The sequence below is a fragment of the Micromonospora sp. BS32 genome (assembly GCF_059089345.1).
Window position 1 is genome coordinate 307,773 of record NZ_JBSSHR010000001.1, and the last position, 15,068, is coordinate 322,840.

A 15,068-nucleotide genomic window follows, 5' to 3' on the forward strand; every position below is an offset into this window, starting at 1 on the left:
CGTCACAGCTCCTGCGGCGGGGCGGACATGACCGGGTGCACCTCGATGGGCATCCGCAGCGGCCGGCCACCGGGGCCGGGCGCGGTGGAGATGTACGCGGCGATCTCGGTCGCCCGCTGCGGGGTGTCGCAGTCGACGATCCACCAGCCGGCCAGGAACTCCTTGGTCTCGGCGAACGGCCCCTCGGTGACCACCGGCGCGCCACCCTCGCCGGCCCGGACGATCCGGGCCTGCTGCGGCCCGCCCAGCCCCTCGGCCTGGACCAGCTCGCCGGCGGCGGTGAGCTTCCCGTCCACCTCCCGCATGAACCCGATGTGCGCCGCGATCTCCTCCGGCGTCCAGGTGTCGATCGACGGGAAGTCGGCTCCGGCGGCGCTGAACTGCATCAGCAGCATGTACTTCACGGCTCGCTCCTCACGCTGTGGCACCGATTCTCGGTGCTCTCACCCCCGGGTAGAAGCCGCCGTCGGTGTTCTCGACATCCGCCGGAGAAAAATCCGGAGAATTTCTAACCGACCGCGGTGACCTCCAGCAGCAGCGCCTGCTCGGGGTGCAGGGCCGGCAGTTGCAGCCCCACCGCGCCGAGCACGGTTCCGGCCAGCGTGACGCCCCGCGGCAGCCAGCCCGGCTCGGTGAGTTGCAGGACCGCCGGCTCCGGCACGCCTTCGGCGGGGCGGACCGCGTACCGGCGGGACGGGTCGAGGCCGGGCAGCCGGACCGGTCCGGGGACCTGGGCGGCGGAGGTGGCCACCCGGGACACCGCGTACACCGCGTGGGAGCCGTCGTGGGCGACCACGCCGTGCGCCTGGACGGCCGGGTCGGGGTGGTCGACCCGGACCACCCGGCCGGCGTGCAGCAGCGGGCGCAGCCGCTTGTGCAGCGCCACCCAGGCGGCCAGTTCGGCCAGTTCGGCCGGGGTGATCGCGCCGATGTCCCACTCGATGCCGTGGTGGCCGAAGAGCGCGGTGACCGCGCGGAAGCCGAGGTCGTGCACCCGGTGGGTGGTGTGCGAGCGCTCCGGTCCGATGTGGGTGCCGACCAGCTCCGGCGGGAGCAGCAGCCCGGTCCAGCGCTGGATCGACAGCCGTTCCAGGGCGTCGTTGCAGTCGCTGGCCCAGACCCGGTCGGTACGACCGAGGATCTCCAGGTCGACCCGGGCGCCGCCGGAGGAGCAGCTCTCGATCTCCAGGTGCGGGTGCCGGGCGCGCAGCTCGTCCAGCAGCCGGTAGACCGCCAGGGTCTGCGCGTGCACCCCGGGCCGGCCGGCGTGCCCCGCCTCGGTCAGGTCCCGGTTGTGGTCCCACTTCAGGTAGGCGATGCCCTCATGCTCGGTGAGCAGCGCGTCGAGCCGGCCGAACACGTGGTCGTACGCCTCGGGGTGGGCCAGGTCGAGGACCTGCTGGTGCCGCCACTCGGGGGGCAGTCGACCCGGCGCGGCGAGCAGCCAGTCCGGGTGGGCGCGGAACAGGTCGGAGTCGGGGTTGACCATCTCCGGCTCGACCCAGAGCCCGAACTGCATCCCGTGCCCGCGCACGTGGTCGATCAGCGGTCCCAGCCCGTCCGGCCAGACCTCGTCGTCGACGTGCCAGTCGCCCAGGCCGGCCCGGTCGTGGCGGCGGCCCCGGAACCAGCCGTCGTCGAGGACGAACCGTTCCACCCCCACCTCGGCGGCCCGGTCGGCGAGCGCGGTGAGCCGCGCCAGGTCGTGGTCGAAGTAGACCGCCTCCCAGACGTTGAGGGTGACCGGCCGGGGGGAGCGGGGGTGCCCGGGGCGGGCCCGCAGGTGGGCGTGGAGCACGTCGCTGAGCCCGTCCAGCCCGGTGTCGGAGCGGACGGCGTGCAGCAGGGGAGTGGCGTACTCCTCGCCGGGGCCGAGCAGGATCTCGCCGGGGGCGAGCAGTTCGCCGCCGCCCAGGGTGGACTCCCCGGTGGGGCGGCGCTCGGCGACCGTGACGTGGTCGCCGCTCCACGCGGTGTGCACCGCCCACACCTCGCCGTGCCGGAAGCCGAAGCCGGGCGGGCCGGCCACCAGCAGCAGGGTGGCGTCGTGTCCGGTCCGGCCGTGCCGGCCCTCGCGGACCCAGGCGCCCATCGGCCAGGGGTGCCGCTGCGGCGCGCGTTCCCGGCACCAGCGTCCGGTCAGGTCGAGCAGTTCGGTGGCGACCGCCGGCACCGGCAGCACCGGGGTCAGCTCGCGCACCTCGTAGGGGGCGTCGCCGGTGTTGCGCAGCCGGTGCCGCAGCGTCAGCAACCCGGTCGGGTGCAGGGTGATCTCGACGGTGAGGGCGAGGGCGGCGCCGGGGTCCGACGCCCGCACGGTCACCCGCGCGCCCAGCTCCGAGACGTCGCGGCCGCCGCCCGCGTCGACGACGTCGAGCCCGTCGAGGCGGAAGGCGGTGGACCAGTCCCGTCCGTCGCGGTGGCCGCCGAGGCCGGGCCGGCCGCTCCAGCCGGCGCTCGCCTCCGGCAGCAGCGACAGCACGGTCGGCGCGTCGAAGCTGCTCGGCACGACGGGTGGAACGGTGGCGTCCACCAGCGCGGGCAGGTCGTCGGTCGGCAGCGGGCCGAGGTCGGCGCCCCAGTGCACGACCCGGGGCAGGCCCGGGCCGCGGGCGTCCAGCACCAGGCTGGTCCGCCCGCGGCGCAGGTGGACGACGCTCATCCCTTGCTGGCTCCCAGCGTCAGGCCCCGGACGAACTGCTTCTGCAGCAGGAAGAAGATCACCAGGGTGGGGATCGCGACCAGGACCGAGCCGGCCGAGACCAGGTTGTTGTCGGTGAAGAACTCGCCGCGCAGGTTGTTCAGCGAGCTGGTCACCGGGAACTTGTCGCCGGTGCGCATCAGCACGGTGGCCCAGAAGAACTCGTTGTAGATCCAGGTCACCTCCAGGGTGGCCAGCGCGGCCAGGGCCGGCCGGCACAGCGGCATGGTGATCTGCCAGTACTGACGCCAGATGTTCGCCCCGTCGACCATCGCCGCCTCGTACAGGTCGCGGGGGAGCGCCTTCATGTAGTTGCTGAGCACGAAGACGCAGAAGCCGCACTGGAAGGCGACGTTGACCAGGATCAGCCCCCAGTAGCTGTCGTAGAGCAGTTCCGAGTCGCTCATGAACGCCGGCAGCGGCACCTCGGTGAAGAGCCGGAACAGCGGGATCAGCAGCGCCTGCTGGGGCAGCAGGTTCGCCGCCGTGAAGAGTCCGAGCAGGACGATGTTGAGCTTCCAGCTGAACCGGGCGATCACGAAGGCCACGCAGGAGGCCATGAAGAGCGTCAGCAGCACCGCCGGGACGGTGATGTACACCGAGTTGAGGAAGTGCTTGCCGAACTCGGCCGTCTGCCAGGCGGTGACGTAGTTGTCGAACGTCCAGCCGCCGAAGGAGACGTAGCCGTTGGTGGCCGTGTACTCGTACGACCGCAGCGAGCTCAGCACCGCCCAGAGGATCGGGAAGAGCCAGCCGACGGCGATCGCACCCAGGAAGAGGTGCAGGGCCACCCGGGCCGGCCGGAGCGGCCGGCGCGGGCTGACCGGGGCGGTGGCCGCCGGCTCGCGGGTCAGGGTGGTGCTCATCGCCGGTCCTCCCGCATGACGGTGGTCAGGTAGAGGGTGATGAAGACCAGCGAGACGACCAGCATGATCGTCGCCAGGGCCGAGCCGAAGCCGATCCGGCTGGCCTCGCCCACCACGTTCTGGGTGACCAGGGCGGAGAGCAGCTCCAGGCCGTTGCGACCCTTGTTGATCACCCAGACCAGGTCGAACGCGCGCAGCGACTCGATCACGGTGACCACCAGGACGATGATGTTGATGGGTCGCATCACCGGGAACACCACGCGGAAGAAGGTGCTGGTCTCGGAGGCGCCGTCCACCGCCGCGGCCTCGCGCAGCGACGGGTCGACGCCCTTGAGGCCGGCCAGGTACAGCAGCATGATGTAGCCGACGTGCCGCCAGCCGGCGGCGACCAGCACCGCCCAGATGTTGACGTTCGGGTCGCCGTACCAGTCGGTGTCGCCGCCGAGCACCGCGTTGAGCAGCCCCTGGTCGCGGGAGTAGATCAGCTGCCAGACGAAGCCGATGAGCGCCAGCGAGAGCACCACCGGCAGATAGAGCGCGGTCTGGTAGAACCGGCTGCCGCGGATCTCCTTGTCCAGCAGCACCGCGAGGAACATGCCGATCGGGGTGGCCACCACGAAGAGCGCGGCCAGCCAGAGCAGGTTGTTCTGCACCGCCGGCACGAACGGCGGGTAGATGTCCACCACGTCGGAGTAGTTCTTTCCGCCGACCCAGTCGATCTCGCTGATCGGGCCGATGCCGTCCCAGTCGGTGCCGGAGAGTGCCACGGTGGCCAGCGCCGGCAGCCAGACCAGGCCGACCACCAGCAGCAGCGGTACGAGGACCATCAGCGTGATCACCACGCGGTCGGTGCGGGACAGGAGCCGTAGCCGGCGGCCGCGACCACCCCGGGAGGAGGTGGTCGCGGCCGGCGACGGCACGGCGCGATCCGCTTGGATCAGGGGCAGGTCGGACACGATGTCCTTCCCCTCTCGCCGTCAGCTGGTGAAGATCGACTTCTTCTGGTTCTCGATGCTGGTCAGCAGCCCGCTGACGTCCTTCGGGTTCTTGAGGAACTGCTGCAGCGCCGGGATGACCACGGTGGAGGCGAAGTCCGGTCGGGTGTCCCGGTCCAGGAACTGGGCGATCTCGGTGGCCGAGCCGACCAGCTCCGCGGCCTTCTTCTGCAGGGCGGTGTAGCCGCTGACGTCGGCCTTGCCGTTGGCCACCAGGGTGCTCGGGTCGTTCTTGACGGTGATGTTCGCGGCGTCGGTGGAGCCGAGGTACTCCAGCAGCTTCTTGGCGTTGGCCTCGGACTTCGGCTTGCGGGCCAGCATGTAGCCGTCGATCGGGGCGTCCAGGGCCTTGGCCCCGATCGTCGAGTCGATCTCCGGGAAGGTGAAGAAGTCCAGATCGTCCTGCTCGGCGGCGCTGAACTGCTGGGCGACGAAGAGGCCGAGCAGGTACATGCCGCTCTTCTTCTGCTGCAACGACTGCGCGGCCTCCTGCCAGGTGCGGCCCAGCGCGTCCGGCTGGTGCAGCGGCAGCAGCCCGTTCCAGGTGTCGAAAACCTTCTTCACCTTGTCCGAGGTCCAGGCCTCCTTGCCGGCCATCAGGTCGACGTGGAACTGGTAGCCGTTGATCCGCAGGTTGAGGATGTCGAAGGTGCCCATCGCCGGCCAGCCGTCCTTGTCGGCGAAGGCGATCGGCGCCAGGCCGTCCTTCTTCATCTGCGCGCCGAGCGTGTTGAGCTGGTCCAACGTGGTCGGCACCTGGTAGCCGTACTGCTTCCAGACCGACTTGCGATAGAAGAGCGCCCACGGGTAGTACGACGACGGCACCAGGTACTGCTTGCCGTCGTCGCCGGTCGAGGCGGTCTTGAACGCGTCGGAGAAGCCGGAGAGCTTGCCCCAGACGTCGCTGACGTCACCGGCCAGGCCCTTCTCCGCGAAGAACCGCATCCGGTAGCCGGAGAACCAGGTGAACACGTCGTCCGGCTTGCCCTGCAGGTAGTTGTTGATGTTCTCCTGGAAGGTGTTGTGGTCGACCGTGTTGATCGCGACCTGGATGCCGGACGAGGTCTTGAACCCGTCCATGACCTTGGCGATGACGCCCTTCGGCACCGGGTCGGACTGGTTCGAGCCGAGCGACACCGCCTTGCTGTCCGACCCGGAGTCGGAGTCGGAGCCGCAGCCGGCGAGGAGGCCGGTGCCGAGCAGCGCGCCCGCCCCGGCGGTGCCGGCGAGCAGCGAGCGTCGCCGGAGGCCGGTGACGGAGGGCGGTGTGAGTCGGGCCAGGTACTCGGCTTCGGTACGGGGACGGGACATGGTGCCTCCTGCGGATGAGAAGGTGCGCTGCGGCCGTCGGGTGTGAGGGGGTCGGTGTCGGTGAAAGCCACATAGATCCACCGAGAACAAACATTCGCAAACACAAAGTGCCGGTGGCGCTTGAAGCTACCCCTCCCTGCGGCCGTGTCAAGAGGGCTGAAGCCAATCGGTATCGCAGCGTTGACAAGGGATCCCGGTGGTAAACGTTGGAAATTCTGTCGATGTTGGAAAGTGTTGACTTGGCCCGTCCGTCGGGGCACGCTCTGGTGCCATGCGACAGGACGGCACCTGGCAGGGCGACGGAATCTTCTACGGCGCCGACTACAACCCGGAGCAGTGGCCCGAGGAGGTCTGGGCCGAGGACGTGGCCCTGATGCGCCGGGCCGGGGTCGACCTGGTCTCGGTCGGGATCTTCTCCTGGGCCCTGCTCGAACCGGCCCCCGACCGCTACGACTTCGGCTGGCTCGACCGCGCCCTCGACGTGCTGCACCGGGGTGGGATCAGCGTCGACCTGGCCACCGCCACCGCGAGCCCGCCGCCGTGGCTGGCCCACCGGCACCCGGAGACGCTGCCCCGCCGGGCCGACGGCACGGTGCTCTGGCCCGGCGGCCGGCAGGCGTACTGCCCCAGCTCGCCGGTCTTCCGGCAGCGCTCGCTCGCCCTGGTCGAGGCCGTCGCCGACCGGTACGCCGACCACCCCGCCGTGGTGATGTGGCACGTCTCCAACGAGCTCGGTTGCCACAACGTGCACTGCTACTGCGACGTCAGCGCCGAGGCGTTCCGCGGCTGGCTGCGCGACCGCTACGGCGACCTGGCCGCACTCAACGACGCCTGGGGCACCACCTTCTGGAGCCAGCGGTACGGCGACTGGGCCGAAATCAACCCGCCGCGCACCGCGCCCACCTTCGCCAACCCCACCCAGCAGCTGGATTTCCTGCGCTTCTCCTCGGACGAGCAGCGGGCCCAGCTGCGCGCCGAGCGCGAGGTGCTCAAGCGGCGGGTCCACCAGCCGGTCACCACGAACTTCATGATCGGCACCGGGATCAAGTACCTCGACTACCACTCCTGGGCCGCGGACGTGGACGTCGTCGCCAACGACCACTACCTGACCGCCGCGGACCCCCGCTCACACCTGGGCCTGGCGCTCGCCGCCGACCACACCCGCGGAGTGGCCGGCGGGGACCCGTGGCTGCTGATGGAGCACTCCACCAGCGCCGTCAACTGGCAGCCGCGCAACGTCGCCAAGGCCCCCGGCCAGCTGCGCCGCAACAGCCTCACCCACGTGGCCCGCGGCGCCGACGGGGTGCTCTTCTTCCAGTGGCGGGCGTCCCGGGCCGGCGCCGAGAAGTTCCACTCGGCGCTCGTCCCGCACGCCGGGCCGGAGACCAAGGTGTTCCGCGAGGTCTGCCAGCTCGGCGCCGACCTCAAGGCCATCGCCGAGGTGCGCGGCAGCCGGGTCGAGGCGGAGGTGGCGATCCTCTTCGACTGGGAGGCGTGGTGGGGGGTCGAGCTGGACTCGCACCCCAGCGTCGACGTGACCTACGCCGACCGGGTCACCGCGCTGTACGGCGCGCTCTGGCGGGCCGGTGTCACCGCCGACCTGGTGCACCCCTCGGCCGACCTCACCGGCTACAAGCTCGTCCTGGTGCCCACCCTCTACCTGGTCCGGGACGCCGATGCCGAGGCGCTGCGCCGGTATGTCGACAGTGGCGGCACCGCCCTGGTGACGTACTTCAGCGGCATCGTCGACGAGCACGACCACATCCGCCTCGGCGGCTACCCGGGCGCGTTCCGCGAGCTGCTGGGTGTCCGTACCGAGGAGTTCTTCCCGCTGCGCGCCGGCGAGCGGGTGCGCCTCGACGACGGCTCCGGCGCCGACGTGTGGACCGAGTGGCTGCACCCGGAGGGGGCCGAGGTGCTCGCCTCGTACGCCGACGGGCCGCTGCCCGGGGTGGCCGCCCTGACCCGGCACCGGGTCGGCGCGGGCACCGCCTGGTACGTCGGCACCCGGCTCGACGAGGCGGCCACCGACCGGCTGGTGGCCCGGCTGCTGGCCGAGGCGGGCGCCCGTCCACCGGTGGACGCCCCGACCGGGGTCGAGGTGGTCCGCCGCCGCGCCGGGGACCGGTCCTGGCTCTTCGTGGTCAACCACACCGACGCCGACGCCCGGCTCGACGTCACCGGCGCGGACCTGCTCACCGGTACGCGCTGCGCCGGCGATCTCGTCGTCGGCGCCGGCGGGGTGGCCGTGGTGCGGGAGGAGCCGGCCGTGGCCGGTCATGTCCCGAACGCCGAGCCGCGAGCAGCGGCCTGATCCGCGTACCGTTTTCGCCGTCCGCCGCCGAGAGGGAGGTCCGATGCTGGCCCAGCAACGGCAGAGCGCCATCCTGGAGCTGATCCGGCAGCATGGTGGCGTCCGGGTCAGCCACCTGGTCAGCCGGTTCGGGGTCTCCGACATGACCATCCGGCGGGACCTGGAGGTTCTCGCCGAGCGCGGGCTGATCGACAAGGTGCACGGCGGCGCGACGCTCGCCGGCCCGGGCTCCGCCGAGGAGCCGGGCTTCGCCGCCAAGTCGATCCGCCAGCAGGACGAGAAGCGCGTCATCGCCGAGCGGGCGGCGTGCCTGGTCGAACCGGGCATGGCGATCGCGCTCTCCGCCGGCACCACCACCGCCGCGCTGGCCACCCGGCTCGCCGACGTGCGGGGGCTGACCGTGGTGACCAATTCGATCCCGGTGGCCGACGCGCTCTACCAGAACCCGCGCGCCGACCAGACGGTCGTACTGACCGGTGGCATCCGCACCCCGTCGGACGCGCTGACCGGGCCGGTGGCCGAGGCGGCGATCGGCGCGCTCAACGTGGACCTGCTCTTCCTCGGCGTGCACGGGATGAGCCCCCGTACCGGGTTCACCACGCCGAACCTGCTGGAGGCCGCGGTCAACCGACGGTTGATCGGCGCTGCCCGGCGGCTGGTCGTGCTCGCCGACCACACCAAGTGGGAGACCATCGGGATCGCCACCATCGCCCCCCTCACCGAGGCCGACGTGCTCATCACCGACGGGAAGCTGCCGGCCGAGGGGCGGCGCCAGATCGGGGAGGAGGTCGGTGAGCTGATCGTGGTCGAGACCGACTGAGCCGGCGGCCGGGGCGACGTACCGCCGGGCGGCGCGCTTCCCAGGCACTTCACAGCGCTGCGGGTTAGGGTGCCCTGCGTGACCGTGCGCGCTCCACGGTGGAGCACGCCGAGGGTGAAGCAGGAGTGCCGATGGTCTTCAAGAAGATGCTGAGCGCGTTCGGTGTGGGTGGGCCCAGCGTCGACACCGTGCTGGCCAACCCGAACACCCGTCCGGGCCTGGCCCTGGACGGCCAGGTCAACCTGGTCGGCGGGGACGCCCCGGCGAGCATCGAGCAGATCACCGTCGCCCTGGTCACCCGGGTCGAGATCGAGGGCGGCGACACCGAGTACGCCGGCATCATGGAGTTCCAGCGGATGGCGGTTAGCGGCCCGCTCCAGCTGGCGCCGAAGCAGCAGCTGTCGATCCCGTTCCAGCTGCCGGTGCCCTGGGAGACCCCGATCACCGACGTCTACGGCCAGCGGCTGCACGGCATGACGATGGGGCTGCGGACCGAGCTGGCGATCGCCCGGGCGGTCGACAAGACCGACCTGGACCAGGTCAACGTGCACCCGCTGCCGGTGCACGAGCGGATCCTGGAGGCCTTCCAGCGGCTCGGTTTCCGGTTCAAGCACGCCGACCTGGAGCGCGGCCACATCCGGGGCACCCAGCAGACTCTGCCCTTCTACCAGGAGATCGAGTTCTTCGCCGCGCCGCAGTACGCGCGGACCGTGAACGAGGTCGAGGTGACCTTCGTGACCAGCCCGCACGGCGTCGAGGTGATCCTCGAGTGCGACAAGCGCGGCGGCTTCCTCAGCGCCGGGCACGACGCCTTCGGCCGGTACGCCGTCTCGCACGCGGACGCCGACCGGGTCGACTGGGCCCGCGTCGTCGAGGGCTGGTTGCAGGAGACCACCTCCCGCTACGGCGGGCTGCGCGCCTCCGGCTTCGGCCAGCCGACCCACGGCTACCCGACGCAGGGGCACCACGGCCGTGGCGCGGGCATGGGCGGCATGGTGGCCGGCGCGGCCCTCGGCATGGCCGGTGGCCTCGTCGCCGGCGAGATCATCGAGGACGCCTTCGAGGGTGACTTCGGCGGCGACGACTTCGGTGGAGACTTCGAGTGAGCCGCTGACGGCCGACGACGGTGGCCCCCGGGAATGATCCCGGGGGCCACCGTTCTCAGGAGCTGATCTCGTCGGGGTCAGTGGCGCGCCCTGCGCTCTTCGCCCGTGCGGAAGTTGCTGCCGGCCTTGGACAGCCCTCGGCTGCCCAGGTAACCGATGGTCAGCAGCGTGATGAAGAACCAGGCCTGCGGGGCGCGGAAGATGTCCACGCCGACCGAGTTCTTGCCGACCAGGTACGACGCGGCCAGCACGCCGATCACACCAGCGACGTAGACCCAGAATTCAGTCGTCGCGAACGACGGCTTGGTCTCCGTGCCCGGCGCCGTCAGTTCCTGCCGGCGTCCTTCGTGCATCATCGGCATCGGACGGGTCATCTCGTCCATCCGCGCCCGATCGTCCATGTCCATCGGCCGGTTCGGCGCGTTCTGGGTAGGCCGGTTCATCGGCCTGGTCGATGCAGCCTGCGTGCTCATCTGTCCTCCTCAAGGATTGATGAGTACCTGCATTCCCTCGCCCCGCTACCGCGGTTCGGCCACGGCGCGGTTCGCCTGCTGTGGCGGGGGCACCCTGCGTCTACCCGGCCCCCCCGAGGAGGTAACACCGACCCGCCGGCGGATCGGTCCGCCGGTGACGCCCCGCGCGGACGCACCACCGGCGGGGTACGTCAGCGCAGTCCGTGCGCACGGCCACCCCGATCAGCGGCTCCGGGTCGCTCGGTGAACCGGCGCGGGCCGGTTTGTCGTCCCCGTCAGCGGGCAGGCGGTGGGTTACCGCCAGTTCTGCGAGGTGATCAACGTGCGTGAGAGCAACCCGACGCGGGATTCCGCCCGCAAGACCGAGGAGCGGCTCACCGCCGGCGTGTACGGCGAGGGCGCGCTCGACGAGGTGACCGTGCCGCGTTTCGACGAGACCCGGGTGATCCAGGAGGAGGACCCGGACGATCCGGCCGACGCGCCGATCGACCCGAACGTGCTGCGTGACGGCGGCCCGACCCGGGGCCAGGGCGCGATCACCACCACGGGCGGCACCGCCGGCCCGGCCAGCGCCCGCCGGGTGGCCAGACAGCCCGAGCGACACCCTGGCAAGGTGGCTCCGACCACCACCGGCGACGCCACCACCGGCGGCCTGAGCACTCCCGCCGGTGGCTCCACCAGCGACAAGTCCAGCTCCGGCAGCCAGGTGGGCAACTTCACCAACGACCGGGCCAACCCTGGCTGATCCGGTTGCCCGCTGATCGCGCGCGACCAGGGAAGCAGTGGCCTCACCCGCACGGGGAGGCCACTGCTTCCCGCATCTGCCGGCTCGTCGCCGGCTCGGCGGCGGTCAGGGGGTGGGGCGGAGGATGCCGAGGCGCTGGGTGGCGCGGGTGAGGGCGACGTAGAGGTCGCTGCGGCCGCGCGGGGACTCCGCCACGATGCCCTCGGGGTCCACCACCAGGACGGTGTCGAACTCCAGGCCCTTGGCCTGGCCGACGGTCAGCACCACCACCCGGCTCTCCAGCTCCGGTTGCTCGCCGACGGCGGCTTCGGGCAGCGCGGCGACCACGGCCGCCGCCAGCTCGTCCGCCCGGCCGGCCGGGACGATCACGCCGAGCCGGCCCTCGTCCAGCGCGGCGGCCTCCCGGGTGGTCGCCTCGACCACCTCTGTCGCGAGCGTTGCGGCGTCCACCGCCCGGTCCCACGGCGGCTCGCCGCTCTCCCGGACCGAGCGGGGCGGGCGCAGCGCCGGGTCGATCTCGGCGAGCACCTCGGCGGCGACCGCCATGATCTCGGCGGGGGTGCGGTAGCTGACGGTCAGCTCCTCCAGCCGCCACCGCCGCGCCACGTACGGCTCCAGCGCCTCGCCCCAGGACGGCGTGCCGGCCAGCGCGCCGGTCTGTGCGACGTCCCCGACGATGGTCATCGACCGGCTCGGGCAGCGGCGCATCAGCAGCCGCCAGCCCATCGGGGTCAACTCCTGCGCCTCGTCGACGATGACGTGCCCGAACGCCCAGCTCCGGTCGGCGGCGGCGCGCTGCGCGGTGGTGAGGTGGTCGGCCTCCTCCTGCCGTTCCAGCAGCCGGTCGGCGTCGATCAGGTCGGTGACGCCGAGGATCTCACCGCCGTCGGCCTCGTCCTCCACGTCGATGGAGCGGGAACCCCGGGCGATCTCCAGCACGCCCTCGGCGTACTCGCGCTGGAAGGAACGGATCCGTTCGCGGCGGGCGGCGGCGGCCCGTTCGTCCTCCCCGAGCAGCTCGGCGGCCTCGTCGAGCAGCGGCACGTCTGCCGGCGTCCATCCGCCGCCCGGTTCCCGGTGCAGCAGGGCGCGCTCGGCGTCGGTGAGCATCGGCGCGGCGGTGGCGAGCCGGTCGGGGGAGGCGTACAGGTCGGCCAGGAGTCGCTGCGGGGTGAGCACCGGCCAGAGCCGGTCGAGCACGGCCTGGACCTCGGGTTCCTCCCGCAGCTCCCGGCGGATCTCGGCGCGGTCCGCCTCCTCCAGCAGGTTCTCCCCGCCCAACGGGTCGGCGCCGATCCGCTCGGCGACCTGCGCGGCGAGCGCGTGCACCAGCTCGATGTCGAAGAGCGCCCGGGCCAGGTTGTGCGGCCGGTCGGCGTGGCGGACCCGGTCGCGGGCCGCCCGGACGGTCTCCGGTTCCACCCGCAGGATCTCGCCCTGGGGCAGTTCGATCTCCAGCGGCTCGTCCGGCACCCACTGCCGGTCGCGGACCGCGGCGGCCAGCACCTCGGCCATCACCGCCCGGCCCTTCAGCGCCGCCGTCCCGGCCGGCTCCGCGCGCCCGGCGCTCACCCCGGGGAAGAGGTCCCCGGGGGTACGCAGCAGCACGCCCGTCTCGGCCAGCGCCGGCAGCACCTGCGAGATGTAGCGCAGGAAGGTGGCGTTCGGACCGACCAGCAGCACGCCACGGGTGGAGAGCTGCTGGCGGTGGGTGTAGAGCAGGTACGCCGCGCGGTGCAGCGCGACCGCGGTCTTGCCGGTGCCCGGGCCGCCCTGCACGACAAGCACGCCCGGCAGGTCGGCCCGGATGATCCGGTCCTGCTCGGCCTGGATGGTCTCGACGATGTCGCGCATCCGGCCGGTGCGGCCAGCGTTGAGCGCGGCGAGCAGGGACGCCTCGCCGGTCAGCTCCTCGTGGGCGGTGGGGGAGGCGGTGGCGATGTCGAGCGTCTCGTCGTTGAGGCCGGTGACCATGCGCTGCCGGCTCCGCAGGTGCCGCCGCCGGCGTACGCCCTGGGGGTTGGCGGCGGTGGCGAGGTAGAACGGGCGGGCGGCGGGGGCGCGCCAGTCCATCAGCAGCGGGTCGTAGTCGCCGCTGGTGTCGAAGATGCCGATCCGGCCGATGTAGTGCCGGGCGCCGTCGGCGCCGTCGAGCCGGCCGAAGCAGAGGCCGTTCTCCACCGCGGAGAACTGCTCGACCTGGTCGGCGTACATCCGTACGGCGCTGTCCCGTTGGGACCGCGCCTGGAGGGTGCCGCCGGTGGTCCGCAGCTCCTGCGTGAGCCGGCGGGCGGCCTGCTCACGCAACCCGTCCAGCCGGCCGTAGAGCATCGAGACGTACTCCTGCTCGCGGCCGATCTCGTCGTCGTGCCGCGGCAGCTCGCCGGGACCGCCGGAATGCGTTGACAAGCCGTCTCCTCGTCAATTAGAATTGCACCGGGAATGGCCGAGAGCGCCATTCCTTTTTTGTGCCCAGGAACTGTTGAAGATACCGCGCGGCGAGCCGCGGCACCAAGCCTGCCGGTCCGGGCGCGACCACGTCACACCGCCGCGCCGACTCCGGGCACGCGAACGGGGGCCCGCACCGGCTTCCGCCGGCCCGGACCCCCTGCGCTGTCGCGGTGGGTCAGCCGCGCGCGGCCTGGTAGAGCCGCTCGGGCGTCACCGCCCCGGCCAGCAGCCGGCCGTCGTCGGTGAGCAGCACGCTGAACAGCTTCCCGGTCAGCAGCCGGCCGCTGCCCCAGTCGCCGCTGACCTTCGGCAGCCCGTTCAGCAGGCTCCCGAGCTGGGCCGCGTCGGGTCCACCGGTGCCGTCCGCGGCGGTCGGCTTCTCCTCGCGCGGGGCGGTCGCGTCCGTGCGGGCCACCACCACGGTGGTCCAGCCCTCGCCGACGGTACGCACGTCCGCGCCGTCCGGCCGGTGCTGCGCGGCCCGCTGCCCGTCACCCGCCGGCGCGTCGGCCCGCTCCTCGGTGACCTTCACCCCGGGCGGCGGGTTGAAGGCGAACTGGTCGGCGTCCGGCCGGCGGAAGTCGACCTGGGTGAACGCCACCTCGAAGGCCGGCTGGTCGGCGCCGTCGGCGAGCACCTCGAAGCGGAGCGGGATGTGCTCGGTGGCGTCGATGGCGATCCGCACCTGATGCACCAGGGACGCCTCGTCGCGCGGGGTGAGCACCAGCTCGTACGCGTCCCGCCCGGCGACCGTGGCGGTGCGACCGGTGGTGACCACGGTGCTCGGGTCGATCGCGGCCAGCGCCCGGTTGGCGGCCTCCTGCGGGGTGGCCGGCAGCTCCGCCGCCGGCGCGCGGCCCGCCGACTCCGGCAGGGTGCGGTGGCTGGCGGTGTTGGCCCGGCTGTCCCAGGTCCAGACGTCCCGGCCGGCGCGGATCACGTCCCGCTCGCCGAGGGTGTCGAGCAGCGCGACCCGCTGCCGGTCCGGGCCGGAGTGCCAGACCCGCAGGGTGTGCGTGCCGGTCAGCAGCTTGGTCAGATCGCCGCCGACCAGGCCGGCGATCGGCGGCAGCCCCAGGTCGGCGCGCTGCACCACGGTGCCGGAGAGCCCGTCCAGCCGGGCGGTCTGCACGTCGACCAGGAGTTGGGCGGCGCTGCGCGGCGGCAGCGCGGGTTCGGCGTTGGCGGCGAACGTGCCCACCGCCACGCCGCCTCCGACGACGGTGACGGCCGCGGCCAGCGGCACCAGCCAACGCAGCGCGGGACGGCTCTTCAGTACGGACATG

General features: G+C 72.3%; 12 protein-coding genes. 4 read left to right on the forward strand and 8 right to left on the reverse strand.

Annotation, left to right across the window (positions count from 1 at the left end):
- Positions 1-2 precede the first annotated feature (2 nt).
- The 5 genes from AC5RWQ_RS01430 to AC5RWQ_RS01450 form a co-directional block, all read right to left on the reverse strand.
- On the reverse strand, positions 3-395 hold the full coding sequence (locus AC5RWQ_RS01430) for a YciI family protein (protein WP_494281146.1): 393 nt from the start codon (positions 393-395) through the stop codon (positions 3-5).
- Positions 396-508: 113 nt separating this feature from the next.
- Entirely contained in the window at positions 509-2,662 is a 2,154-nt protein-coding gene (locus tag AC5RWQ_RS01435; protein WP_494280911.1) for an alpha-galactosidase, read from the reverse strand.
- Positions 2,659-3,567: a carbohydrate ABC transporter permease gene (locus AC5RWQ_RS01440; RefSeq protein ID WP_494280912.1), complete on the reverse strand. Its 909-nt coding sequence runs from the start codon at positions 3,565-3,567 to the stop codon at positions 2,659-2,661. Before AC5RWQ_RS01440 ends, AC5RWQ_RS01435 begins: the two co-directional genes overlap by 4 nt.
- Positions 3,564-4,523, reverse strand: coding sequence for a carbohydrate ABC transporter permease (locus AC5RWQ_RS01445; protein WP_494280913.1), 960 nt, complete (start codon positions 4,521-4,523; stop codon positions 3,564-3,566). The genes AC5RWQ_RS01440 and AC5RWQ_RS01445 overlap by 4 nt, the downstream gene beginning before the upstream one ends.
- 21 nt (positions 4,524-4,544) lie before the next feature.
- Positions 4,545-5,873 carry an ABC transporter substrate-binding protein gene (locus AC5RWQ_RS01450; RefSeq protein WP_494280914.1) on the reverse strand — a complete coding sequence of 443 codons (1,329 nt, stop codon included), beginning with the start codon at positions 5,871-5,873 and terminating at the stop codon, positions 4,545-4,547.
- 271 nt (positions 5,874-6,144) lie between these two features.
- Here AC5RWQ_RS01450 and AC5RWQ_RS01455 point away from each other — a divergent pair, with 271 nt between their 5' ends.
- The 3 genes from AC5RWQ_RS01455 (at position 6,145) to AC5RWQ_RS01465 (ending at position 10,113) form a co-directional block, all read left to right on the forward strand.
- The gene (locus AC5RWQ_RS01455) at positions 6,145-8,187 is read left to right on the forward strand and encodes a beta-galactosidase (protein ID WP_494280915.1); all 2,043 of its coding nucleotides are present in this window, start codon (positions 6,145-6,147) and stop codon (positions 8,185-8,187) included.
- A gap of 43 nt (positions 8,188-8,230) precedes the next feature.
- Positions 8,231-9,007: a DeoR/GlpR family DNA-binding transcription regulator gene (locus AC5RWQ_RS01460; RefSeq protein WP_494280916.1), complete on the forward strand. Its 777-nt coding sequence runs from the start codon at positions 8,231-8,233 to the stop codon at positions 9,005-9,007.
- A gap of 131 nt (positions 9,008-9,138) precedes the next feature.
- Positions 9,139-10,113, forward strand: coding sequence for a sporulation protein (locus AC5RWQ_RS01465; protein ID WP_494280917.1), 975 nt, complete (start codon positions 9,139-9,141; stop codon positions 10,111-10,113).
- Positions 10,114-10,190: 77 nt separating this feature from the next.
- Here the strand turns inward: AC5RWQ_RS01465 and AC5RWQ_RS01470 are convergent, their stop codons facing one another.
- Entirely contained in the window at positions 10,191-10,586 is a 396-nt protein-coding gene (locus AC5RWQ_RS01470) for a hypothetical protein (RefSeq protein WP_494280918.1), read from the reverse strand.
- A 322-nt stretch (positions 10,587-10,908) separates the two neighbouring features.
- Between AC5RWQ_RS01470 and AC5RWQ_RS01475 the strand changes: the two genes are divergently transcribed.
- On the forward strand, positions 10,909-11,331 hold the full coding sequence (locus tag AC5RWQ_RS01475) for a hypothetical protein (protein WP_494280919.1): 423 nt from the start codon (positions 10,909-10,911) through the stop codon (positions 11,329-11,331).
- A gap of 105 nt (positions 11,332-11,436) precedes the next feature.
- Here AC5RWQ_RS01475 and AC5RWQ_RS01480 read toward each other — a convergent pair whose 3' ends face one another.
- Positions 11,437-13,740, reverse strand: coding sequence for a HelD family protein (locus tag AC5RWQ_RS01480; protein WP_494280920.1), 2,304 nt, complete (start codon positions 13,738-13,740; stop codon positions 11,437-11,439).
- A 217-nt stretch (positions 13,741-13,957) separates the two neighbouring features.
- Entirely contained in the window at positions 13,958-15,067 is a 1,110-nt protein-coding gene (locus AC5RWQ_RS01485) for a LolA family protein (protein ID WP_494280921.1), read from the reverse strand.
- Between the last annotated feature and the right edge of the window lies 1 nt (position 15,068).

Bases quoted from the DNA above. Each gene is read 5' to 3' on its own strand.
- AC5RWQ_RS01430 (WP_494281146.1), bottom strand. From the start codon at position 395: ATGCTGCTGATGCAGTTCAGCGCCGCCGGAGCCGACTTCCCGTCGATC.
- AC5RWQ_RS01435 (WP_494280911.1), bottom strand. From the start codon at position 2,662: ATGAGCGTCGTCCACCTGCGCCGCGGGCGGACCAGCCTGGTGCTGGAC.
- AC5RWQ_RS01440 (WP_494280912.1), bottom strand. From the start codon at position 3,567: ATGAGCACCACCCTGACCCGCGAGCCGGCGGCCACCGCCCCGGTCAGC.
- AC5RWQ_RS01450 (WP_494280914.1), bottom strand. From the start codon at position 5,873: ATGTCCCGTCCCCGTACCGAAGCCGAGTACCTGGCCCGACTCACACCG.
- AC5RWQ_RS01455 (WP_494280915.1), top strand. From the start codon at position 6,145: ATGCGACAGGACGGCACCTGGCAGGGCGACGGAATCTTCTACGGCGCC.
- AC5RWQ_RS01460 (WP_494280916.1), top strand. From the start codon at position 8,231: ATGCTGGCCCAGCAACGGCAGAGCGCCATCCTGGAGCTGATCCGGCAG.
- AC5RWQ_RS01465 (WP_494280917.1), top strand. From the start codon at position 9,139: ATGGTCTTCAAGAAGATGCTGAGCGCGTTCGGTGTGGGTGGGCCCAGC.
- AC5RWQ_RS01470 (WP_494280918.1), bottom strand. From the start codon at position 10,586: ATGAGCACGCAGGCTGCATCGACCAGGCCGATGAACCGGCCTACCCAG.
- AC5RWQ_RS01485 (WP_494280921.1), bottom strand. From the start codon at position 15,067: ATGTCCGTACTGAAGAGCCGTCCCGCGCTGCGTTGGCTGGTGCCGCTG.